General features: G+C 34.0%; 28 protein-coding genes. 13 read left to right on the forward strand and 15 right to left on the reverse strand.

Annotation, left to right across the window (positions count from 1 at the left end; genetic code table 11):
* Positions 1–26: 26 nt before the first annotated feature.
* From OH814_RS01820 to OH814_RS01850, 7 genes are all read right to left on the reverse strand, one after another.
* Positions 27–530: a hypothetical protein gene (locus OH814_RS01820; protein WP_308826873.1), complete on the reverse strand. Its 504-nt coding sequence runs from the start codon at positions 528–530 to the stop codon at positions 27–29.
* Positions 531–948: 418 nt separating this feature from the next.
* Positions 949–1,281, reverse strand: coding sequence for a multidrug efflux SMR transporter (locus OH814_RS01825; protein WP_079466891.1), 333 nt, complete (start codon positions 1,279–1,281; stop codon positions 949–951).
* A gap of 9 nt (positions 1,282–1,290) precedes the next feature.
* Positions 1,291–1,482, reverse strand: coding sequence for a hypothetical protein (locus OH814_RS01830; RefSeq protein ID WP_308826874.1), 192 nt, complete (start codon positions 1,480–1,482; stop codon positions 1,291–1,293).
* Between the two features lie 35 nt (positions 1,483–1,517).
* On the reverse strand, positions 1,518–2,450 hold the full coding sequence (locus OH814_RS01835) for an NADP-dependent oxidoreductase (RefSeq protein WP_308826875.1): 933 nt from the start codon (positions 2,448–2,450) through the stop codon (positions 1,518–1,520).
* A 26-nt stretch (positions 2,451–2,476) separates the two neighbouring features.
* Entirely contained in the window at positions 2,477–3,064 is a 588-nt protein-coding gene (locus OH814_RS01840; RefSeq protein WP_308826876.1) for a nucleosidase, read from the reverse strand.
* Positions 3,065–3,077: 13 nt separating this feature from the next.
* Complete coding sequence (locus tag OH814_RS01845; RefSeq protein WP_308826877.1) at positions 3,078–3,776, reverse strand: DsbA family oxidoreductase; 699 nt, start codon at positions 3,774–3,776, stop codon at positions 3,078–3,080.
* 139 nt (positions 3,777–3,915) lie between these two features.
* Positions 3,916–5,082, reverse strand: a complete 1,167-nt coding sequence (locus OH814_RS01850) for an MFS transporter (RefSeq protein WP_308826878.1) — start codon at positions 5,080–5,082, stop codon at positions 3,916–3,918.
* A 154-nt stretch (positions 5,083–5,236) separates the two neighbouring features.
* On the opposite strand from OH814_RS01850, the gene OH814_RS01855 reads away from it, so the two are divergent.
* A complete protein-coding gene (locus tag OH814_RS01855) occupies positions 5,237–5,632 on the forward strand; it encodes a helix-turn-helix domain-containing protein (protein WP_279196111.1) in 396 nt (131 codons plus the stop codon).
* Here the strand turns inward: OH814_RS01855 and OH814_RS01860 are convergent.
* The 5 genes from OH814_RS01860 to OH814_RS01880 form a co-directional block, all read right to left on the reverse strand.
* Positions 5,629–6,777: an MFS transporter gene (locus tag OH814_RS01860; RefSeq protein WP_308826879.1), complete on the reverse strand. Its 1,149-nt coding sequence runs from the start codon at positions 6,775–6,777 to the stop codon at positions 5,629–5,631. The two genes, OH814_RS01855 and OH814_RS01860, sit on opposite strands and share 4 nt — an antisense overlap.
* Positions 6,778–6,980: 203 nt before the next feature.
* Entirely contained in the window at positions 6,981–7,898 is a 918-nt protein-coding gene (locus tag OH814_RS01865; RefSeq protein WP_159474984.1) for an AraC family transcriptional regulator, read from the reverse strand.
* Positions 7,899–7,953: 55 nt separating this feature from the next.
* Positions 7,954–8,856: an SDR family oxidoreductase gene (locus OH814_RS01870; RefSeq protein ID WP_308826880.1), complete on the reverse strand. Its 903-nt coding sequence runs from the start codon at positions 8,854–8,856 to the stop codon at positions 7,954–7,956.
* A 101-nt stretch (positions 8,857–8,957) separates the two neighbouring features.
* Complete coding sequence (locus OH814_RS01875; RefSeq protein ID WP_308826881.1) at positions 8,958–9,875, reverse strand: helix-turn-helix transcriptional regulator; 918 nt, start codon at positions 9,873–9,875, stop codon at positions 8,958–8,960.
* Positions 9,876–9,917: 42 nt separating this feature from the next.
* Positions 9,918–10,757: an SDR family NAD(P)-dependent oxidoreductase gene (locus tag OH814_RS01880; RefSeq protein WP_308826882.1), complete on the reverse strand. Its 840-nt coding sequence runs from the start codon at positions 10,755–10,757 to the stop codon at positions 9,918–9,920.
* A 165-nt stretch (positions 10,758–10,922) separates the two neighbouring features.
* On the opposite strand from OH814_RS01880, the gene OH814_RS01885 reads away from it, so the two are divergent.
* The 5 genes from OH814_RS01885 (at position 10,923) to OH814_RS01905 (ending at position 14,605) form a co-directional block, all read left to right on the forward strand.
* Positions 10,923–11,759, forward strand: a complete 837-nt coding sequence (locus OH814_RS01885) for a M23 family metallopeptidase (RefSeq protein WP_308826883.1) — start codon at positions 10,923–10,925, stop codon at positions 11,757–11,759.
* Between the two features lie 13 nt (positions 11,760–11,772).
* Complete coding sequence (locus OH814_RS01890) at positions 11,773–12,099, forward strand: hypothetical protein (protein WP_076558564.1); 327 nt, start codon at positions 11,773–11,775, stop codon at positions 12,097–12,099.
* Between the two features lie 85 nt (positions 12,100–12,184).
* A complete protein-coding gene (locus OH814_RS01895) occupies positions 12,185–12,535 on the forward strand; it encodes an LptA/OstA family protein (protein ID WP_308826884.1) in 351 nt (116 codons plus the stop codon).
* 23 nt (positions 12,536–12,558) lie between these two features.
* Positions 12,559–13,428 carry a GLPGLI family protein gene (locus OH814_RS01900; protein ID WP_308826885.1) on the forward strand — a complete coding sequence of 290 codons (870 nt, stop codon included), beginning with the start codon at positions 12,559–12,561 and terminating at the stop codon, positions 13,426–13,428.
* 163 nt (positions 13,429–13,591) lie between these two features.
* A complete protein-coding gene (locus OH814_RS01905; protein ID WP_308826886.1) occupies positions 13,592–14,605 on the forward strand; it encodes an SDR family NAD(P)-dependent oxidoreductase in 1,014 nt (337 codons plus the stop codon).
* Positions 14,606–14,932: 327 nt separating this feature from the next.
* Here the strand turns inward: OH814_RS01905 and OH814_RS01910 are convergent, their stop codons facing one another.
* Positions 14,933–15,631, reverse strand: coding sequence for a DUF6261 family protein (locus OH814_RS01910; RefSeq protein ID WP_308826887.1), 699 nt, complete (start codon positions 15,629–15,631; stop codon positions 14,933–14,935).
* Positions 15,632–16,120: 489 nt separating this feature from the next.
* Between OH814_RS01910 and OH814_RS01915 the strand changes: the two genes are divergently transcribed.
* Positions 16,121–16,672, forward strand: coding sequence for a transposase (locus tag OH814_RS01915; RefSeq protein WP_308826888.1), 552 nt, complete (start codon positions 16,121–16,123; stop codon positions 16,670–16,672).
* Between the two features lie 210 nt (positions 16,673–16,882).
* Here OH814_RS01915 and OH814_RS01920 read toward each other — a convergent pair whose 3' ends face one another.
* Entirely contained in the window at positions 16,883–18,304 is a 1,422-nt protein-coding gene (locus tag OH814_RS01920) for a sugar MFS transporter (RefSeq protein WP_076558554.1), read from the reverse strand.
* Positions 18,305–18,593: 289 nt separating this feature from the next.
* On the opposite strand from OH814_RS01920, the gene OH814_RS01925 reads away from it, so the two are divergent.
* Positions 18,594–19,343, forward strand: a complete 750-nt coding sequence (locus OH814_RS01925) for an NUDIX domain-containing protein (protein ID WP_076558552.1) — start codon at positions 18,594–18,596, stop codon at positions 19,341–19,343.
* Between the two features lie 265 nt (positions 19,344–19,608).
* Here the strand turns inward: OH814_RS01925 and OH814_RS01930 are convergent, their stop codons facing one another.
* Entirely contained in the window at positions 19,609–20,235 is a 627-nt protein-coding gene (locus OH814_RS01930; RefSeq protein WP_308826889.1) for a chloramphenicol acetyltransferase, read from the reverse strand.
* 395 nt (positions 20,236–20,630) lie between these two features.
* Between OH814_RS01930 and OH814_RS01935 the strand changes: the two genes are divergently transcribed.
* The 5 genes from OH814_RS01935 to OH814_RS01955 are packed head-to-tail and all read left to right on the forward strand — an operon-like array spanning position 20,631 to position 23,936.
* Positions 20,631–21,614: an aldo/keto reductase gene (locus OH814_RS01935; protein ID WP_308826890.1), complete on the forward strand. Its 984-nt coding sequence runs from the start codon at positions 20,631–20,633 to the stop codon at positions 21,612–21,614.
* Between the two features lie 30 nt (positions 21,615–21,644).
* A complete protein-coding gene (locus OH814_RS01940; RefSeq protein WP_308826891.1) occupies positions 21,645–22,766 on the forward strand; it encodes an aldo/keto reductase in 1,122 nt (373 codons plus the stop codon).
* A 3-nt stretch (positions 22,767–22,769) separates the two neighbouring features.
* A complete protein-coding gene (locus tag OH814_RS01945) occupies positions 22,770–23,060 on the forward strand; it encodes a DUF3861 domain-containing protein (RefSeq protein ID WP_066678299.1) in 291 nt (96 codons plus the stop codon).
* A gap of 3 nt (positions 23,061–23,063) precedes the next feature.
* Positions 23,064–23,459: a MauE/DoxX family redox-associated membrane protein gene (locus OH814_RS01950; RefSeq protein ID WP_308826892.1), complete on the forward strand. Its 396-nt coding sequence runs from the start codon at positions 23,064–23,066 to the stop codon at positions 23,457–23,459.
* 6 nt (positions 23,460–23,465) lie between these two features.
* Complete coding sequence (locus tag OH814_RS01955; protein WP_308826893.1) at positions 23,466–23,936, forward strand: DNA-binding protein; 471 nt, start codon at positions 23,466–23,468, stop codon at positions 23,934–23,936.
* The last annotated feature ends 7 nt before the right edge of the window (positions 23,937–23,943 follow it).

The raw sequence follows: 23,943 nt of genomic DNA on the forward strand, positions 1-23,943 counted from the left end.
TGCATTTTTTTATTTAATAACAATAATTATTTTAAAGCTCTTGTGACCATTTTACAATCAGCTGTTTCAAGTTTTTGCCCGTCTTTATAGGTTATTTTCTTTTCGTCAGCATAACGCATCAATCCGTTTTCATCTTTCTGGCTTCCGATTCCTTCCATTAAAGTATTGTCTTTCTGAATGAAGAAAATATCTCTTTTGCTGGTTGTACCTTCAGACGCAAATTGATAAGTCAGTTTTAAAGTATCACCGGATTTAAATCCAAATAATTCACCTTTTGAACTGTCTTTTTCGCTATTTTTATAAGCCATTTTTCCAGAAAGTGTGCCTAAATTATCATCAATGCTTACAAAAACACTGTCTTTGCCGGTAACCCCCAAATAACAAAAAGTTTTTGCTCCTAAAGTATCAATTACCTGCTCAGCCGGAGCTTCAAGAGAATCTGTAGTAGCTACAGGTTTTACAGTTTCATCTTTTTTATTACAGCTTATCATCAAAACAGACAATGCTCCAAATACAATATACTTTTTCATGATTTTAATATTATGTTAAACATTATAACTGCTAATTTAGACATTGTATTTTTAATCTGAGACAAATTGAAATTTTTCCTTCAAATTCTAATCGCTGAGAATCGCTTAAAATTTTTTTCACTGATATTTTATCGTCTAATCAAAATTATAATCAGCAGTTTATTTAAAGAAATTCTATAATTAGAAATTTTAAATTTTTTGACAATTATATATTTCAGTGTATCATTTAAAATTAAAAGAGAACTTTAAGAATTTACCATTAATCTGTGAAAACCTGAATCGGCTTTAATTTAATATCGAGTTTAGGAATATTGCCTATTAAGTACACTATTCCGTAATTATAAAAAGTCCTATAATTTACATTATGTTAAATTAGATATTTTTTCAGATTTCTATACATACAATTTTCAACTTCAAATTAATGAGATGCCGATTTTGAAAATACATTGATAATCACTACTCCGATTATAATCAAAAGAATCCCAAGTATTGCAGGAAGATCAAGAGTTTGCTTATAAACAAAATACCCAACCAAAGAAATTAAAACGATTCCCACGGCCGACCAAATTGCATACGCAATCCCGATTGGAATAACTTTTATGGCGTGTGTGAGTAAATAAAATGAAGCTGACATTGCTACGACAAAAATTACAGTTTGCAAAGGTTTTGTAAATCCTTCAGATGCTTTTAAAAAAGATGTTGCGACAGATTCGAAAAGTATCGCAAATGCCAGAAATATATAGTTCTTCATATGTAGGTTTTATTGATAATTTTGTTTTAATAGATCATTTAATCCATGCTTATCAAAAAGTATTTTTCCGATTTCCATTTTAGACCAGCCTTCTTTTAGCTTATAAGTAAATGTTAAATTATTCTCTGTAAGAAAAGATTCCAAATGTAACAACATAATGTTTTTATTGTTCACTAAAATTATTTCAGAAATATTTTCCATAATTCATTTGTGTTAATCGATTTAATCTTTTATTTCTAAAAATAAACCACAATTTTTCCTACCGTTCTCCCCTTTTCCAATTCTTCATGAGCATCAGACATTTCATTAAAGTGATATGTTTTATAAATATGAGGCTTTAAAAATCCTTTTTCTAAAAGTTCAGCGAGTTTTTGCATACCATTTCCATCAGATTGAACCATCATTTTAAATCCTTTTCCTTTTACAGAAGCTGCTTTTTCTTCAACATCTTCATTCAAGCCACTTGGAATACTAATCAGAATCCCTCCTTCTGTCAGAACTTTCACAGAATGATCAATATTTTCACCACCGATAGTATCTAAAATAAAATCAAATTTTTCCTCAGAGTTTTCCCAGTCATAATTTTTATAATCGATATGATGATCTGCTCCCAAACTTAAGACAAATTCCCTGTTTTTGGCAGATGAAGTTCCGGTTACGGAAGCTTCCAAATATTTTGCGATCTGAACTGCAAAATGCCCGACTCCACCCGATGCTGCATGAATCAAAACGTTTTGACCTTCTTTTAGTTCAGCTTTTTCAATTGCTTGTAAAGCGGTTAAGGCCGCTAAACTTGTTGCCGCTGCTTCTTCAAAATTAATGTTTTTTGGTTTTAAAGCGATATGATTCTCAGAAGCAGTGGCAAACTGAGCATAGGCTTTTCCATGTCCGGGAAAATTAATCATTCCAAAAACTTCGTCATTCACTTTAAACTTCGAAGAATGAGTTTCAACTACAATTCCGGAAATATCCCAACCTAAAATCAACGGATTTTCATCTTTTAATTTTTGAAAAGCTCCTTTACCTGAACGGGTTTTTATGTCTATTGGATTGATACTTATAGATTTTACTTCAACTAAAACTTCACCTTGTTTAATAGCTGGTTTTTCTATTTCCGTAAGTTTTAAATTTTCTGTTCCGCCTGCATTTTCTAAAATAATTGCTTTCATATTTTAATTTTAGATTGGTTTAAATTTTATACTTCTGTAAATAATATGTGCTTAAATGCTTCTGAAGCAAGATGTACCTGAACCGACCAATCATCTGCCGCATCGCTTCCGGCATCATCAGAAATATATTTTAAACATAGAAATGGAATATTTTCCTGCATCGCAATCAACGCTAAAGGATAAGCTTCCATATCGATAACATTGTATTCTGTATTGATGTGATTCATCTCAAAACTGTCACCACTTCCACAAATTCCTTCTTTTAGATGATCCATTTTCAGTCCGTTTTCCAAAATTATAGGAATACCTGAAAGTGGAGTCTCAAATTTCTTAAAACCCAAACCTTGGGCGTCCATATCTCTCTGGATAAATTTTGTACAGCAAATTACGTCTCCTTTTTTAAAGCCGTAACCGCCTGCTGAACCAAGATTGACAATCAGTTTTGGTTTTTTTTCGTGAATTGCTTTTGTTAATGCAATGGCTGCATTTACTTTTCCTATTCCGGTAATTGATTTTCGGGTGTGATCAAATACTTTTCCTGCTTCTGAATCTAACGCAAACACAAAAAGAGTTTCGGAAATCGGATAGCTCAATTCTTTATTTAATGTAATCATGAACTATATTATGTTAAATTGAACAGCCGTCTGCATCACAAGAAAGATTGTTTTGCGTATTATCTTTAAAAGGAACAACCGTTTCTTCGTAAGTTTGTGTCAGGGCATTTTTTAAAACTTCTGCAGGTTGTGCGCCCGACACGCCATATTTGCCATTCAAAATAAAAAATGGAACGCCTGAAATTCCATTGTTTCTGGCTTCCAAAATGTCCTGATTGATTTCGTAATCAAATTCTTCAGACTGTAAAAATCTTTTTGATTCTTCAGCGTCAATGCCCAAAGAAACTGCCAAAGAAACAAGCGTATCAATGTCGCCCACATTTTTCCCATCCAGAAAATGAGCTTTAAACAACTCCTCCTCCATTTCTGAAGATTTGTTATATTTTTTAGCTAAATGAAGAAGTTTATGAGCCGTAAACGTATTGGTAATCAATGCTTTTTCGAAATTAAAATCAATTCCTGAAGCTTTTCCCATCTGTATCACCTGAGTAGTCATTTGTTTTGCCTGTTCTTCCGGGAAACCTTTTTTCTCTCTGAAATATTCTGCAGTTGTTTTTGTTTCAGAATGCTCTAAAGTCGGGTCTAGCTGAAAGCTCTTCCACTCTACTTTTACTTCATCTTTGAACGACAAATTTTCTAAAGCCTGTTCAAAATTTTTCTTCCCTATATAGCAAAACGGACACATCACATCCGACCAGATTTCTATTTTCATATTTTTAAATTTTAATAAATTAATAATAATGATTCGTTTTTTCAACCAAGAAAATATGAGTTAAATAAAAATTGAACCATCAAAATCATTAGCTTGTCAAAGTTAGCCTATCTGCCGGATTGTAAAAAATTAAGCCGATTTATTCTTTGCATAATTGTAATGTTTCCTGTTTTTTCTCTACTATTTTTCTTAAAATTATCATTAAGAAAGCAAGAACTCCAAAAACGAGACTTATCCAGGGATTATATTCAACGCCTTTATTTACAATCATAAATCCACCTAAAGTCGTTCCTAATGTAACACCTAAATTTCCGAATGATGTAGCGAGACTGTTGGCAAATTCCATAGATTGAGGAACAGACGAAATCATGTAGGCTGAAGCGTTGAGAAAACTCGGAGAATAGAGAAAGCCCCATATTCCGATCACAAGAATATTGGCAACGAAGTTTTCTTCTGAAAAATACAATAAAACAGGTATTAAAATAGTTCCTGAAAGAAAAAAAGCTGTTGTTTTCGCGATGCTTTTGCCTAGCATTTTCCCGGCAACCCAATTGGCAAATACTCCGATAATTCCAAATAAAAAGAGCATATAACTTATCATGGTCATATCCATTCCTTTGGCTTTATTAAGGTAATCTGCAAAATAACTGTATGTGGAAAACCATGCTGTGATCATAAAAAAATTCATTGCCGTACTGATAATAAATGTTGGCTGTACTAATATTGTTAACTGACTTCCGTATGATTTCTTTTCTTTTACCGGAATGGGTGGTAATGAAAAGTAAATAACAAATAAAGCAATTAGGCTTACAATTGTCTGAACGATGAATGAAGATTCCCACGAATATAAGCTTGAAAGCCAGGTGGCAAAAGGAACTGTGGTAACCATCGCAATTGCAACACCGCTAAAAACAATACTCATCATTTGATTTTCATATTTTTTATCAACTTTAGATATGGCAACAGACAAAGCGGTAGCAATATAAACCGGCTGTAAAAATGCAGGAAGTATTCTCACAATCATTAAAAGCCAAAAAGGTGGTGATAATGAAGAGACAATTCCTGTAATCAAGAAAATGGAAATTGCTGTGAGCATTACTTTTCTGCGATCGAATCCGGAGGTAAGTAATGTCATGAAAGGTCCGGTAAGGGCAATAATCAAGGCAAAAGCACTTAATAAATATCCGGCTTTGTCGATACTGATTTTGTAATGTTCGGCAATTTGAGGTAAAATTCCTATTACGCCAAACTCGGTTGTAATGACTGCTATAAATCCTAAACATCCTATGTATGCAAACTTCTTCATATAGGTTTTTATTTTTGTAAATCTTTAGTTATAAATTCAGCGATTTCTATTGTCGCCAAGTATTTCAGGTAAAATTAATGACACAAAATTAATCTGAAACCCTAACTTTGCACTGTACACAGCTAATTGTTTGGTACTAACAAATTTGTAAGTAATGGGAACAAAAAAAGAAAACTCCACGAATAGTATTAATGCTCAATATCTTACGCAAGAATGTGATTTGACGTATGCAGTATGTAAAATCGGTGGCAGATGGAAGCTTTTGATTTTATGTAAACTTGAAAATGGAAAACTGCGTTTCAGTGAAATTCGTAGAAGAATCCCAGGAATAACCGAAAGAATGCTTACCCTTCAGTTGAGAGAAATGGAAAAAGAAGGATTGGTCAAAAGAACCGTCTATGCTGAAGTTCCTCCAAGAGTTGATTATGAATTAACAGAAATCGCAGAAGAGCTGGTTCCCATTTGGAAACAACTAGATCAATGGGGAAAAAAGCACAGAGAACTTATTCAGAGCCAAATAGTACCAGTTGAATGTAATCATGAAAATTAAATAATTTTAGATTTTAAACTTACTTTTCTACTGAAAATTATATGTGCAATTAAAGCCAGCAATCCCATTGTAATTCCTACAAAACAAACACCTTCCCATTGTGCATATTGCCATGCCAAAGAAGCGAAAAAAGTTCCAAGTGAACCACCAATAAAATAAGAAACCATATAAACAGTATTCAAACGATTTACGGCATTGGTTTTCAATAAGAAATAATTGGTTTGATTCATAATGTGACTAGATTGTACGCCAAGATCAATCAAAATTACCCCGATAATCAATCCCCAATATGTATTTCCTGCAAAATAAGTGAATCCCCAACTTCCGATCAGGATTAAAAGAGCATATAAAATAATACGATTGATACTCATTTTATTTTGTAAACTGCCCACTTTTGCGGCTGCCAAAGCTCCTACAGCTCCTGCCAATCCAAAACTTCCTACAACAGAAGCTCCTACTTCAAAAGGCGGTCTTTCCATATGAAAAACCAGGGTTGTGAACAATGCGCACATCGATCCGAATGCCATTGCTCCACGAAAAGAGGCCAACTGCAAAACAGGTTGTGTTTTTGCCAATTGCAGTACAGAATTCATCAGTTCAAGATAAGTTCCTTTGAAATTTGGTTGTAATTCCGGAAGCATTTTATACACAAAAACCCAGACTAAAAGCATTAAACCTGCAGCAATTCCAAACATAGATCTCCAGCCCCAAAGTTCACCTACGATTCCACCTACAAAACGGGAAAGTAAAATCCCTAATAACAATCCCGAAACAACCAATCCGATATTGGCTGCTTTGTCTTTTTCTGAAGATAATTCGGCAGCGATGGGAACAAATAATTGAGGAATTACCGAAGTCGTTCCGATCAATAAACTTGCAGCGTACAGCATCCACAATTCTGTGGCAAATGTCATCCACAAAAGTGCAGCGAAAACTAAAACCAGATCAATTAAAATTAATTTTTTCCTTAGAAATTTGTCGCCTAAAGGAACAATTAGCAGTAAACCAAAAGCATAACCGAGCTGTGTAAGTACAGAGATTTTTCCTGCCGCACTTTCACTTACCGAAAAATCTTTTGCAATAAGTCCCAACAACGGTTGGTTATAATAATTATTGGCAACGACAAGGCCTGAAATAATTGACATTGACCAAATTACAGTTTTGGAAATGCCTGATTGAGTAGAATTGAGCATGAAAATTTAAGTTTGAAAATCTCCTTTAATGAGAAAACTTAAGTAAAGATAGTGATTAACAGATTATTTCTAATAGGTGCGTATTAAAAAAATAGTAAATGTAAAAGATTTTTAATGCAAATAAAATTGAGAGTATTATACAGATTGATAAAATTTTAATTAAAAGATTTCCTAAATTCTAAAGGCGAAATATCAGTTTTGGATTTAAATAATTTATTAAAAGATTGTGAATGTTCAAAGCCTAATTCGTAAGCAATTTCACTTACAGTAAGATCGGTTGTTGACAATTTTTCTTTGGCTTTTTCTATCAGTTTTTCGTGAATAATCTGTTGTGTAGTTTGTCCGGTTAATGATTTCAGCAGACTACGCATATATTGAGGCGACATATTCAGCTTTTCTGAGAGAAACTGAACACTTGGCAATCCTTGCTCTTTTATATCATCACTTTCAAAATAAGCATTAAGAAGATTTTCCAGTTTTTCTAAAAACTGATGATGCGCTTTGTGGCGTGTAATAAACTGACGCTGATAAAAACGCTCAGAATAATTGAGAAGGGTTTCGAGTTGGGAAATTATAATATTCTGACTGAATTTATCAATATTTGTCTGATATTCCTGCTTGATATTCTCGATAATCTGCTGAATTTTTATTTCTTCATCTTCAGATAAAAATAAAGCTTCATTTACAGAATAATCAAAGAACTCATATTTTTTGATCGCAGAAGCCATGGGTGTATTCCAAAGAAAATCCGGATGAATCATCAGCATCCATCCGGAAGGGTTTTTACCTTGTTCTTCTCTTATTACACTTAAAATTTGATGTGGCGCCATACAAAACATTACACCTTCATCGAAATCATAATCCTGTTGCCCGTATCTGTATTTGTGAGTCATATCTCTTTTTACAGAAATCATATAAAAATCAAACATTAAATTTTGTCTTCCTATCACTGAAGTTTCTGCCATATCTTCAAAATTAATCACACTGATTAATGGATGCTTTGGTTTTGGTAAACCTCGCAACGTATGAAATTCGGAAATGGTTTTTAATCTTATCGGTTGATTATCAGGCATGATTGTAAGTGTTTTTGGAATTTAAATCAAATTTCAAGAATAATAAAGATACAAATTATTGATATTCAGTAAAATAAACTGAACCCTGCAAATCTTCGAGTAACGTTGGATGTTCAGGATTCCAGCCTAACGATCTTTTTGTTTCTTCGCTTGATGTTTTATTATCTAATTTCGCAAAATGCGTAAACCATGAAAAATGTTCTGCTGCTTCTTCAGAATTAAGAGAAACAATTGGAATATTCAATCGATCTGCAATTTGTGTGGCAATTGTTTTAAAAGGAATTCCCTGTTCTGCGACAGCGTGATATCTTGTTCCTTTTTCAATTGGTTTTTCCAAAGCCAAACGGTATAATTTTGCAGCGTCTAATCTGTGAACAGCCGGCCAAAGATTATTTCCATCATTAATAACAGCTGAAACTCCTTTTTCTTTTGCAATTTTAATCAATAACGGAACAAATCCGATTATATCTCCTTTCCCATGAACAGACGGAGATAATCTTACAACGGCAACTTTTACACCTTTTTCAGCTAAAGCATCTGCTGCATTTTCTGTTGCAATTCTTGGATGCGGATTGTTTGCTGAAAGATCATTTTCTGTGGTAATCCCATCTTTTGAAAAAAGAGCTGTACCGGAAGTAATGATAAAAGGACGATCGGTTCCCACTAAAGTATCACCAATAGTTTCAATCACTTCTTTATCTAAAGCACACATTTCTTCAAAGCGGGTAAAATCGTGAACAAATCCTAAATGGATCACCGCATCCGAAACGGAAGCTCCCGATTTCAGACTTTCAAAATCAGTTAAATCTCCACGATGCACTTCTGCACCCGCTTCAGTTAATTTTTTTGCTGATTCTTCAGATCTCGCTAATCCTAAAACTTGATGACCGGCTGCTAATAATTCTTGTACTACAGCAGTTCCTACGAAACCTGTAGCGCCTGTAACAAATACTTTCATTTTTTGACTATTATTTATGATGCAAAGTTCAGTTTTCATCTGATAATCGATGTATCCAAAAAGTAGTTTGTTGTAGCCGAATAAGTTTTTAGTTTAAAATTTTAATTAAATGATTTTCTGAATTCTAAAGGTGAAACCTCCGTTTTAGCTTTAAATAATTTGCTGAAAGACTGTGAATGTTCGAACCCTAATTCATAAGCAATTTCACTTACAGAAAGTTCGGTTGTAGACAGTTTTTCTTTGGCTTTTTCGATCAGTTTTCCGTGGATGTGCTGCTGTGTTGTCTGTCCGGTAAGAGATTTGAGTAAGCTGCTTAAATAATTGGTCGAAATATTTAACTGTTCAGCGATCAGTTGCGCACTTGGAAGTCCGTTATTGATGATATTTTCACTTGTAAAATACTCTTCAAGAAAGATTTCAAGTTTATCTAAAATCTGATGATTGGTTTTCTTTCTGGTAATAAACTGCCGCTGATAAAAACGTTCACAATAATTGAGCAAAACTTCAATCTGAGCAATGATGATATTCTGCGTAAACTGATCAATTCCAGACTGATATTCTTGTTTTATACTTTGAAAAATTCCAATCAGGATCTGTTCTTCTTTTTCTGAAAGAAATAAGGCTTCATTTACTTTATATCCGAAAAAATCATAATTGTGAATTTTTTTTGCCAAATCAGTATTCCACAAAAAATCGGGATGAAAAGCTAGAATATAACCGGAAGGTTTCTTCTCCTGACGACTGATGTCTAAGCCGACGAGTTGTCTCGGAGCAATAAAAGACACCAATCCGCCGTCGTAATCATATTTTCCTTGTCCGTAAGTCATTTTTCCATGAAGGTCACGTTTCAAACCGATAAAATATAAATCCTGAATCCAGTTAATTTCCGGTTCGTCGATCTGATAATTCACCAGACTGTAATCAACAAGGCTGATTAGAGGATGTTCCGGTTGCGATAATCCTGAAATTTTATGCAGTTCAGATATCGTATCGATGGTGTATAATTTTCTTTTATTCATAATTGAAAAATGAGGCAGCAGAAAACTACTGCCTCTACAAATTTAGTAATCTGTTGATATACTCAGGTTTTTAAATTCTGAAATTTCCTTTTGAAGTGCATCCAGTTTATTTCCTGCAAATTGAAATGCATCTGAACCCAACATTAAATGTACCGGCGGGTTTTCCACTGAAGCAAGCTCTATCAAAACAGTTGCTGCTTTTTCAGGATCTCCAGGCTGATTTCCATTGATTTCTTTTTCGTGAACGGTTTGTAGCTGTCTTGCTGCGGTGTATTCTTCAATTTCATTTTCAGGAGTTCTTAATGAACCGCCTGTAAGGAAATTAGTTCGGAAGTATCCGGGATAAACAACGGTTGCATGAAGACCAAACTCTTTTATTTCTGCCGCTAAGGCTTCTGTGAAACCCACTACTGCAAATTTGGTAGAACAGTAAATTCCCCAACCTGCAAAATCTCCTGTAAGTCCAGCAATTGAAGCGATGTTAATGATACGTCCGCTTTTCTGAGCTCTTAAATAAGGCATTGCTTTTCTGATAACATTGAGTGAGCCGAAAACATTGGTGTCAAAATTTTTACGGCTTTCTTCATCTGTTAATTCTTCTAAAGTTCCCAACTGACCGTATCCTGCGTTGTTGACAATTACATCAATTTTGCCAAAATTTTCAACGGTTTTCTGGATGGCTTCAGCAACATTGTTTTCATTAATTAAATCCATTTCTAAGGGAAGAAAAGATTCACTTTCAGAATTGACTGCCGTTTTTAGTTCAGCAAGATTTCTTGAAGTTGCGGCTACAGAATATCCCTCATTCAGTAATCTTTTTACTAAGGTTAATCCTAAACCTTTTGACGCTCCGGTTACAAACCATACTTTTTGTGTGTCCATTTTTTGATTGTTTTAATTGATTAATTTCTATACTGCAAAGTTGGAAAATGATTGAAAGACCGATGTGACCGAATCAAAGATTGTTGTAGTCAAAACTAAGATGCGAAAAGTTTAATTTTCAAATATTTGTGATAAAAATGTTTATTTTTGATAAAATTCAGCCGTATGAAATTCTCCAAAGTTATTTCTCTTCTTTTATTTTTTTGCTTTTCCTTTTGCAATGCGCAGGAACTTCCAAAGGTGAAATTGAATCAGTTTAGAAATAGTTATAAACAAGATTATCGCAACGATACACTTTTTCTTAAAATTGAGAATCCATTGGCTTGTCCTTTGAGAATTAAAATTTTTTCGGACTATTTAAAAAGTAAAAATTTAATTGATGATACCTTGAAAGTGATAGCCTATGAAAATTCTTTTGCTGAAATAAAGATATTCGCTAAAAATATCGATGTTGAAAAATTAGAACTCAATATAAATCAGGCATTTGGTGATAACGATAAAATTATTAAACAAAATAATCTTGCACTCCCCTTTCCGAAAGGTAAAACATACCATATTATGCAATCCAATAAAGGAAGCTTTAGTCACGATAATGATTATAGCAGGTATGCCGTAGATTTTGATATGAAAACCGGTGATACCATCACAAGTGCCGATGATGGTTTTGTAGTTGGTGTTATTAAAGATTATGAATATGGCGGAAACGATAGAAAATGGATTCCTTATGCCAATTACATCACTGTTTATCATCCTCACAGCGGGCTATTTACGCAATATGTACATTTAAAAAAAGACGGAAGCCTGGTGAAAGTAGGTGATGCAGTTGAAAGAAATCAACCGATTGGTTTGAGTGGAATGACTGGTTTTGCTTCCGGTGAGCATTTGCATTTTAATGTCTTAATTCCGGAGAAAGGAAAGACTTTAAAATCAGTTCCGTTCAGTTTTGAAAATGATCTTTCTTCACAAAGTTTAAAAAAGAATATGAAAGTGACAAACAAATAATTAATTTGAATCTATGAAAATTACCAAACATATTATCATCAGAATTTTGGCTATAGCAATCCCTTTGCTCTTATTATATTTCTATTCTGAAATGGCTTTCGAAGCCAATCGTCAACGTGAGCATCGTACTGATGCCGGTTTGGGTATTGCATTTCTGCTTGTATTTGTTTTGATTATTCTGATGGTGGGTTTTATTACAGATTCTATTGTCAGGATTTATAAGAAACAATATTCTATTGCTTTGATTAATGTTCCTTTTCTGCTTTTATTTTTAATTCCGGTTTTGTATATCTCTTGTCTTTTTTCACGTGAAGCTTTTTACTGTCAATGTTTTAGTTAAAAAATTCTTAGAAATCATAAATAATATTAAATTTTCCACAGCATTGAGAATTAAGTGTATTTTCGTTTTATAAAATTGAATATATATGAAAAGACTTTTTACAATCTCAGGAATTTTCACACTCCTTTTGTTTTCTCAAAATACTTTTGCTCAGGAAGTACAGTCTGAACCTAAAATGGTATATAAAGGAGATAACATCAAAAAAAATACTCAAAATCGAACAATTATTCTGACAGGAAATGTAATGCTAAAAACAAAAAACATTTCTTTGGTAAATGCTGAAAAAGTAACGATAGACGAGAAAAACAATACGGTTACTATTTACAATCCAAAAGATTTTAAACTACTTTATGCGAAAACGGTATCAAAAAAAGGAGAAAGCAACAAAAATATAATCGTATATAATACCAAAGAAGAAAGTATCACCTTTCAATAATTAATTTTAACAAAATTCACAGTATGAAAATAAAATTATCTATTCTGTTATTGATGATGACAGCCTTATATTTCGCACAATCTAACCAGTTCATTTACGAATACACTTTCAAAATAGATTCACTGAACCGCGATAAATCAGATACTGAAAACATGGTTTTGCAGACTACACCTAAAGGATCGAAATTTTACAGTCAGGTAAAAGCTGTTTATGATTCTACCATGACTGCAGCATTTAAAGATGCACGGACAACCCAGAAGGTGCATTTTGATTTTACGAGTTTGAAGCAAGCTAAAGTAAATACAGAAGTTATAAAAACATATCCTGATTATAAGCGTACTTTGAAAAAAGAAATTAGTTCAAACGACTTATTGATTAATAATGATAAAAAACTTGATTGGAAAATAAGCAACGAAAAATCTAAGGTTTTAGGATATGATGTTCAAAAAGCGACAACAACTATGTATGGAAGAAAATGGAATGTTTGGTTTGCTCCCGAGATCCCAATTCAGGACGGTCCGCACGAATTTTGTGGTCTTCCGGGTTTAATTGTAAAAGCCGAAGATGCTAAAGGTGACCATAGTTTTACACTTATTGGAACAAGAAAAACAGAAGTGAGTCCGGATGAAATTTTAAATAAAAAAGCAAGGGAAATAGTCATCAACGAAGAGAAATTCAAAAAACTTTGGAGTGATTACAAAAAAGATCCTGCAAAAAATCTGCGACAAACTTCAGGTTCCACAAGTATTTCAGCCCCTGTATCCGTTTCAGCATCAATTACTTTCGATGGTAAAACATATTCTCAGGATGAGATGCTAAAATTAATTGAAAAAGAAAGAAAAGAAGAACTTCAAAAAAATAACAATTTCCTGGAACTCGATTTATACAGATAAAACATCTGATTAAATATTATTTCAAAATTAGCACGGACAATAAGTCCGTGTTTTTTGTTTTATAATGAGTAGGTTTAAAATTAATGTCTCCAAAATCCTTATTTGGTGTAAAAATAGATACGTAACAGATAACACTTTGTCTCAATATAAAATATATCACAATATGAAATCACAAAACAGTTTAGAAAAAAGAAGCCTTCGAGGTAAAACTGTCGTAGTTACAGGAGGAACCAGCGGAGTCGGAAGAGCTGCAGTCGAAGCCTTTGCCTTTGAAGGCTGCAATATTGTTATCGCAGCAAGAGGTCAGGAAGCTTTAGATGAAACATTAAATATCTGCAAAGATTTAGGCGTAAATGCCATTGCCGTTTCCACTGATGTTTCGAAAGCGGAAGAGGTAGAAAATCTTGTAAAAGCTGCCGTACAGGAATTTGGAAGAATCGACATCTGGGTTAACAATGCCGGAGTAATGGCAAGTGGAAAATTCGAAGAAATACCGATGGATCTTCACGAACAGGTCATTAAAACCAATCTTTTCGGATATATGCACGGAGCATATTCTGTTTTACCGCTTTTCAAGGAACAAAATGAGGGAATTCTTATCAATAATGTTTCAATTGGCGGATTTATGCCCGCTCCTTACAGTGCAGTTTATTCAGCAACAAAATTCGGAATCCGTGGAATGATGGAATGTCTTCATGGCGAAATTTCAGATTATCCCGATATTCATATAGCCAATCTTTATCCGCAAATCCAAAGATCAACGGGAAATATGCATTCTGCAAAGTTTTCAGGACTTGATTTTAAAATTCCATCGTTTGCTTCAGACCCAAGAGATACCGCTGAAAAAATTGTACAGTTGGCAAAAGAGCCACAGAAAGATCTTTTCCCGGATTTCAGATCACGGGCTCTAGTAAATCTTTACGAAATGTTTCCAAAAATCATTATCAATACCGCTTCTGCAGGAATGCGATTAATGATGAAACTTAAAAACGCACCATCCGATTCCGGAAATGTACTTGAACCTTCATCAGAACCTCATCGAATATATGGAGAAACCATTCTTCCCGTTCCCGGAAAGAAAACCAAAATTGCTTTGGTTGCCGGACTTGGATTGGGATTAGCTTTTATGCTACTAAAATCAAGAAAAGCAGATAAAGAAATTTATCTGGAGGATTAATGATCATCCCCGTCAGTTCAAGTAAAATTCTGAAAAGTATTTATATCGAGAACATTACTTAAAACCTAAAACGAGAACCTGTAAAAGGTTCTCGTTTTTTATTATCAAGTATACTTCTCCGAAAAGCCGTCACTTCGAGTAGCTTTTGCAAAAAAGCGTATCAAGAAGTTTTATGGAAACAGGTTTTGTGCTTCCGTTCATTGATTCTCGATACATCCCTATTGCATCGGGACACTCGAATTGACGTTGGTCTACCTTTATGTAACCACCCCGTCAAAAATTCTTTAAATTTTCGCCACCCCTCCAAAGGAAGGAAATTTTTCATGCTTACTGGATGTTATCGTTGGGTTTATTTAGCGTGGAATTTTTTGCAGCTTTTACCAGTTCATTCATATCCGCATACAACAGTCTCCAATCCTGAATGTCTTTCATGGCGGTAATCATGTACAGAAAAGATTTTAAGATTTTCTCGAGATCTCTGCGTATTGCCGATGCATTTTTCATTTGTCTGAGATTGGCATTTGCTCCTGCCTGTTCTGCAAATAACAATTCAAAAGCATCATGTTTAGCCTTCATTTCATTAAAAGAAGGAAGTAATAACAGTGCATTGAGCTTTTGAATATTTTCCGAAGTTTCAAGCTCTTCAATGAGCTTTTTCATCTGTGCGGTTTGCGATGAATAACTCATTTTGTCAAGATTGAGACTGTAGGTTTTAAAAATCTCAAATAAATCTTCACCAAGATGATAATTGGGCATGGTAGGCATTTTCCGGTATCCGTTCAGGAAGTTTTTTAAGCTTCTGAAAGCAATGTCCCTATTTCTGTCTGCACCCGCAACATCTCCGCCTCTACCACTGAATGGTTCTTTGGCGTAAACAGCATCGTAACCTGCATAGTTTGTTTTGAGCTCTGTAAGAAGCGGATGGTTGGTAATAACTCCATAAGTACCGGAATCCGATGTATTGATAATACGTTGTGTAAGTGTAGCCAAGTCTTTCGTACTCAGCCTTGTCAATGAAATTTTCATAATCAAGTGTGTTTTTGTTTAGAAATTATCTTAAATATTTCAAGTATGAAGATACTCATTTTTTCATTTGAGTAAAACAGTTGGTTTAAACTTTTTGTAGTGTGAAGAAGAGTTTATTCTGTTGGATTAGATATTCTGTAGGTGTGCAGAGGGTTTAATCTATCGGTTTAGAGGTTTTGTGGGTGTACGGAATGCTTGATTTGTTGGTTTATACTTATTGTAGGTTGTGTTTTATTTTAATCTTTAATATGCTTAAATATTTTACTTTCAGTACGGAAGATTTTGAATTTGGATTTATTTATTTATTTATTTATTTATTTATTTATTTATTTATTTATTTATTTATTTATTGTGGAAACCGTAAGAATTGTATTTATATCATACGCTAGCGCGAGCTTCCAGCTCGTGCTTTTTTATAACCAAACCACATTTAACAAGATACAATATGGTAATAGACAAAAAAGTGTATTTTTATTTTAACAAAACACAATGAGTAGAAAATATAAATTTCACGAAAAAGATGGTGCTTATTTTATAAGTTTTGCAACTGTTTATTGGATAGATGTTTTTACCAGAATAGAATATTTCGACATCATCATCAATTCTTTAGATTATTGTAGAAAGAATAAAGGAATGATCATCTTCGGCTATTGTATTATGCCTAGCCATATTCATTTAATATTTCGTTCTGGTAATGGAAAACCTTCAGAACTGATTAGGGATTTTAAAGGGTTTACATCCAGAAAAATGCTTACTGCAATTCAAGAAAACAACCAAGAAAGCAGAAAAGAATGGATGCTTTGGATGTTTAAAAAAGCAGGGAGTAAAAATTCTAATGTGAAAGAATATCAATTTTGGCAGCAGAATAATCAACCCATAGAAATATGGTCATTAAAAGTTTTTAAACAAAAATTAAATTACATCCATCAAAATCCTGTTGAATCTGGTTTTATTATAGAACCTTGGGAATGGAAATATAGCAGTGCAAGAAATTATTGTGATGATTTTGAAGATGTTTTGAAAATTGATGTAAATCTTTAGTGTTAGGCACGAGCGAGACGCTCGCGCCAGCTTCAGAAGTTATCAAAATTTTTGTTAGTCTTTGCATTCATTACGAACGAGATACTTGAGCCAGCACCAACTTAATAAATTATTATAGTACCAGCGCAAGCTTCACCTCATGCTTATCTAGTAAATCAAACAAAAAAACCTGCTTCAAAGCAGGTTTTTCCCTATATAAAATTAAAAATCTTAATGTCCAGATTTTGCATCAGCATCCTGTTTTACATGGCTTAAATATTTAGTACAATACGCACCAAAAATTAAGATGGCAATATAACAGAACACAGGAATGATAAATGATTGCTGTACTCCGAAAACATCTGCCAAATAGCCTTGGAAAATAGGAACAATCGCACCTCCTAAAATAGCCATTACAACCAATGAAGATCCTTGGCTCGTATATTTTCCTAATCCTGAAATAGCGAGAGTATAAATATTAGAGAACATAATCGAGTTGAAAATTCCGATTCCTAAAATGCTGTACATTGCTAATTCGCCGTGATTTAACATCGCTGAGATCAGTAATAAAACGTTGATTCCTGCAAAGATCGATAACGTTCTTGCCGGAGCAGATTTTCCTACAAAGAATGCCACAAAATTTAAAGCAATAAATACCAGGAAGAAACTTATTTGTGAAAATGTAAGATCAACAATGCTGAAGATCACAAGGAAAACCGCAGCTGCAGCTCCCAACATATATAATGCTTTCTTGCCCTGACTGATTGAATGATTTAACGAAATCGCACCTAAGAAACGCCCGATCATCGCACCACCCCAATACAGAGAAAGATAGTTTTTACTTACTACTTCAGAAAGATTCATGATCTGAGGTTGCTCCAGAAAGCTGATAATAAAACTTCCTACTGCTACTTCCCCACCTACATAACAGAACATTGCAAAAACACCGAACTTTAAGTGATTAAACTTAAAAGCTCCAAAGCCTTTTTCAATTTCTTCTTCCGCAGTTTGGAAAGATGGCAACTTTACTCTTGAAATCAATAAAGCCACCAATAATAAAATTCCGGCAAAAATTAAATAAGGAATTCTCGTTGCGACAGCAGAGAAAGATCCGTCTGCTGCAGAGAAGAATTCAAAAATTAAATGTCCGCCCAAAACCGGAGCGATCGTTGTTCCGAATGCGTTGAAAGCCTGCGTCATATTCAATCGGCTTGATGCAGAATCTTCCGAACCCAAAAGCGAAACATAAGCATTTGCCGTAATCTGAAGAACGGTAAAGCCTAATCCAAGAACGAATAAAGCGCCTAAAAACAATCCGTAAGAAGAGAATGTTGCTGCCGGATAAAATAAAATACATCCGAAAGCTGCAAGAAAAATCCCAAAAAGAATTCCTTTTTTGTAACCTACTTTGTTGATGGGATCTCCGCTTGATGTGGAAACCAGAAAATAAATTAGCGAACCTATAAAATAAGCTCCAAAGAAACAGAACTGCACCAACATCGATTCGAAAAAGGTCAGTTTGAAAAGCTGTTTCAGGTATGGAATAAGGATGTCATTCATACAGGTGATGAATCCCCACATAAAAAATAAAAGCGTAATGGTAATCAGAGGAATGGTATAATTCCTTTTAGATTTTACTTCATTATTTATCATATACATTAAAATTAAGAGGCTAAGATAATCCCTTTTACTGATAATCTCTTAATTTGAGACAATAATTTTATCTGAGATTATCGCTTTTAAGGATAGCATTAAATAAAATTACTTAATTAAATAATTGATTTTAATTAACTTACCCTTACTTTGAAAACAAAAACATCATTGCTTCATTATGAACTTTCTTTAAATATAAAACCAAAAAAGCAGCTTGTAAATGGCATTATTAAGTTAATATTAAATTTTAATCTTAAATTTGTCGCAATAAGTATTCACAAATAGTTTTATGGATTCACAACAACAATTTTTAAAGAAATCTGAGGAGGCAAAAGATCTTTTTCTTCCGCATCTTTCTGCAGACCCTGTCGTTTTTGGCTTTGATCAAAGTGAATTAAAGGTTCTTCTCCTTCAGATGACCTATAGAAAGCAATGGCTTTTACCAGGAGGTTATGTAAAAAAAGAAGAAGATTTAGACGATGCCGCTAAGCGCGTTTTAAAAGAAAGAGCAGGAATTTCGGATGTATATTTGGAAGAGTTTGCCGTTTTTGGTAAAAATAAAAGAAGCGAAGTTTATTTTGAAGATTTCGATGAATCTCTGTGGCAGAAACAACGTTTTGTTTCTATAGGTTATTATGCGTTATACAATCCCGATAATGCAAATCTTGTTGTGGATGAGCTTAGTGACAAATGTGAATGGGTTTATCTCAGCCAGCTCAAAGACATAGACTTGGCAATGGATCATCGTGAAATTATAGAAAAAGCTTTATTAACGCTTAGAGAAAGAATTTCTTACAAACCGATTGGCTATAATTTGTTACCGGAAAAATTTACGCTTTCAGAACTACAGAAACTCTATGAAACTATTTTAGGGAAAGAGCTTAACCGTGGAAATTTCTACAGAAAAATAAAGAATTTGGGTATTCTTAGAAAATTAGATGAGCAACGTCGTGGCGGTGCCCACAAATCTCCTGATCTCTACTCTTTTGATGAAGAAAACTATAAAAAAGCATTAGAAAACGGACTGAATAATTGGTAATAAAATCCTGAGAAATCAGGATTTTTCTTTGTACTTTTTTGAAAATATATGACCGCAAAAGGTTCAAAAGAAATGATTGAAAAAATAGAAATTCAAAAGTTTACAAAATCTAAAAAGCCTGAATAGCCAATCGTTTTGCAAGCTTTTGAATAACTCAATCCTAGGACAATCTCTTGATTCTTTTGCGGTTGAAAAAAGAATATATTTTTAATTTATAGTACTTTGAACTCTAATCCATAAATAATCAACTAAAAACCATCAATTGCTATAAGCTTAATTGTCTTTCAAATTCTTCTATATATTTTGCCAGATGAATTCCGTCTGCTAATCCGTGGTGAGCTTCAATAGAGACAGGAAGATATTTCTTGCCATCACGAATACTGAATTTCCCAAATGTAATCTTCGGAATACATTCTTTAGGATCGAAATTGGTAGGATGAAGCAAAGCTGAGAAAGATCTCCATGGGATTGTGGTGTGTCTGATGTGATTAATCGGCAATACATCATTGCTTATTCCTAAACCCGTGGAATTTTGCACCGATTTAATTTCTTTTTGAAGCCCTTCGTTAAAAGTCTCAAAATCTTCAGAATAATGAAAAAATGAAAATCCAAAAGTTCCGTCCGCTCTGCCAATTGTGCTTCCCCCATGTACCTCATCGAATAAAATAATTTGATTGTCAACAATTCTCAATTTCAATTCGTCTACAGAATTTACCGCGACCATCGATTTATGAAGATAATAGGCAAAAAATGAAATGCCATTTTCTTTGGCTGTGTTGTAAGCTTTGGTACATTCAACTTCTGTTGTAAACCCAAAATATGGACTCGCCATTTTAGAAAAAAACTCATAATGTTCTTTTCTGTTCCAGTTTTCAATATCTATAACCTTCATTGATTTATTTTTTACAAATTTCCGGAAGATTTATCAATTCTAAAGTGACTAAAAACAGAAATTTGATATTTTGGGAGAATGCTTTCATTAAAATATTTTATCTCTCGTCAAATCTTGGCTTGTCTTCTTTGAAGAAAGGGTTTCGCTGTTAACACAGGTGAATGCATGTATCCGGAGAAAGGTTCTTCTAAAAAATTAAATAGTTGTCGTCATATTTTAAGAAATCGAATTTGGTTGATTTTTTGATGTCAAAAAATGTTCGTAATACCCAAAGATTAAGAAATAGGATTGAGATTTATAGGATTAAGAGCGTTTTAAAGCTTTTTTAAAAATTTGTAAAGCTTATTCTGCATCTTTCATTATTCAGAATTCATCATAAAAAATAATATACAACAATGCAATACAGAAAATTAGGAAACAGCGATTTAGAAATTTCAGCAATCACCTTTGGAGCTTGGGCTGCTGGAGGCTGGATGTGGGGAAGTACAGATAGAAATGACGCTATTGAAGCGATAAAAGCTTCTTACGATGTTGGTGTAAGTTCTATTGACACGGCTCCTATCTACGGACAAGGAACAAGTGAAGAAATAGTGGGTGAAGCCATCAAAGGTATTTCCCGTGATAAAGTACAGATTCTTACAAAATTCGGAATGCGTTGGGATTTGGCGAAAGGAGATTTTGCAATGCACAGCAAAAATAATGACGGACAAGATATTGATGTCTATAAATATGCAGGGAAAGAGAGCATCATCTATGAATGCGAACAAAGTTTAAAAAGATTAGGCACAGATTATATCGATCTGTATCAAATTCACTGGCCCGATTCTACCACGCCGATTGATGAGACTTTTGAAGCCGTTTCAAGATTGATCGATCAGGGAAAGGTTCGTTTTGCCGGAGTTTGTAATTATAATGCTCAGCAAATGGCAGAGGCAGAAAAAACTTTGAATTTAGTTTCCAATCAGATTCCGTTTAGTATGGTCAATCGTGGAATTGAGGAAGAGACAGTTCCTTACTGTATAGAACACAATAAATCTATTTTGGCATACAGTCCTTTAGAAAGAGGTTTGCTGACAGGAAAAATAACTACAGATTACAAATTTCAGGAAGGAGATCACCGAGCAAAACTGCCACACTTCCAACCAGAGTTTATTGAAAAAACAAATCAGCTTTTAGATAAAATAAAACCAATTGCAGAAAACCATAATGCAAGTTTAGGACAACTTGTTTTGAGATGGACAATAGAAAGACCCGGAATTACCATCGCTTTGGCAGGAGCCAGAAATGCGGAACAGGCTGTACAAAATGCAAAAGCAATTGATATTAGCTTAAGCAAAGAAGAATTAAAAACTATTGACGATCTGGTCAATGCTTTTTAAATTTTAAAAATCACCACTCACAATAATAAAATGGAAAGAAGAACTTTCTTAAAAAACAGCGGGCTCGCAGCTGCAGGATTAATGGCATCATCTGCCGTTCCTGCTTTTGCATCCCAATTATTAAAAGAAAATAGTATGGAACAATTTGAAAATACAGGCCTTGGAAAAAGATTCAGACCAAAAAATAAATCAGGCTTTGGCGGGGTTGCTTTAGGAAATGGATTTAATGCCAACCCGGATATTGAATGTCTGCAATCCATTGAAGCAGCATGGAATGCCGGAGTTCGTTATTTTGACACTTCACCTTGGTACGGTTTAGGTCTTAGCGAACACAGAATGGGATTGTTTTTGAAAGATAAAAAACGTGATGAATTTACACTCTCCTCAAAAATCGGAAGAATTCTGAAACCTCACGATGATTTCAAATTAGACGGGTTATGGAAAGGAAAACTCAATTTTTCTTATGACTACGATTATTCTGCTGCAGGAGCTAGAAAAAGTGTAGAAGACAGCTTGCAAAGATTGGGCGTTGCTTCATTAGATATTGTTTTCATTCATGATCTGTCTCCTGATAACAAGGATATGAAAGGCGATTGGAAAAAATATTTTGATATTGCCGCAAAAGGGGCTATGCCCGAATTGATCAAAATGCGTGAAGAAGGTTTGATTAAAGGCTGGGGATTTGGCGTAAACACGATTGAACCCATTTTAAAAGCCATCGAAGTTTCAGATCCCGATGTTTTCTTATCTGCTTGTCAATATTCATTGATTCATCACAAAGATGATTTGAATAAAGTTTTCCCGAAAGCTGCTGAAAAAGATATTTCAATTGTTGTCGGTGCACCTTTGTGTGCAGGCTTTTTGTCCGGTAAAGACCGTTATTTATATAATGGAGACTTTCCAGCCGGAGTTAAAGAAAAACTGGCGTCTTTACAGCGTGTAGCCAATAATCATAAAGTAGATATAAGAACGGCTGCTCTTCAGTTTGCAGCTGCTCCGGACGTGGTTTCAGGAGTGATTCCGGGAGCTCACACCGTTAAACAGGCTCAGGAAAATGCAGCTTCATTTAAAGCAAAAATTCCTGCAGGTTTCTGGGCAGAATTAAAGAAAGAAAAGTTAATAGAAGAAAATGCACCCGTTCCAAAAGGATAAATTATGGAAAAAAGAAATAATAAATACCAACTTCAACTGAATGAACTGTCGCTTAAAGATGGTTCTTCAGCTGAAAAAAAACTAAGTTTTGAATTTGAAAATCATGATGATCTTTTTAAAATTTTTGAGGTGATAAAATCTAAAAATATTTTTGAGGATGAAAATACCGCAAACGAATTTAGTTTAGGGCTAAAGCTTTTCACAGAAGTGATGCTAAAAAACAAGCAACATCCTTTATTTGAAGACTTGCGACCTGCTATCACAGAATTTATGAAAAAACTGAAAAGTCAGTAAACTATGAAAGACTTTAAAACCATATTTTTCTTTTTAAAACTTCCAATTGCCATTTCATTAGCAGGACACGGATTAGTAAGATTACCAAAATTGCAGACCTTCACCGAAGGAATGGTAAAGTCTATGGAAAAATCTGCAATTCCTGAAGCGTTGATTACGCCTTTCGGATATGTTTTGCCATTCTTAGAAGCGATTATAGGAATTTCTCTTTTAATTGGTTTTAAACTTAAACTAACGATATATTCTGCAATTGCCTTGATGAGTATTTTGATTTTGGGAAGCAGTTCTGTTGAAAACTGGTCAGCGATTGAAGCGCAACTACTCCATTCTTTGTATCTGTTTGCGCTTTTGTGGTTTTATTTAAAACACAGTTCTGAAGAAAATCAACCATTAATTTAATAAGCTATGAACGAACGAATTTTAGAAGGTGAACTTTGGACCGCCAAAAAAGTTGAAAACAATTATATTGTTAGCATTAAAGACAAATCTAGCATTGTACAGGCTTTGAATGATTTTGTACTAAATCAGAATATCAAATCTGGTCAGGTAACAGGAATTGGTGCGGTAAGTGAAGCAACGCTGAGGTTTTTTGACTTCTCGACGAAAGATTATGTTGATAAAAAGTTTGATGAACAAATGGAAGTGACCAATATTTCTGGAAATGTTTCTGTACTTGACGAAAAACCGTTGCTTCATCTTCACATTACTTTGGGCCGACAGGATTATTCTGCAATTGCCGGACATTTGCAAGATGCAAAAATTCGGGGCGCAGGAGAATTCTTTTTCTATCCTTTGGAAACAGCGGTATATAAAACTAAAAATGAAGAAGTAGGAATCAATCTCTATGATTTTGAAAAGTCTGATGAGAAACCTTAATTTTGTT

The organism is Chryseobacterium sp. CFS15 (assembly GCF_031118795.1).
GTDB lineage: Bacteria > Bacteroidota > Bacteroidia > Flavobacteriales > Weeksellaceae > Chryseobacterium > Chryseobacterium indoltheticum.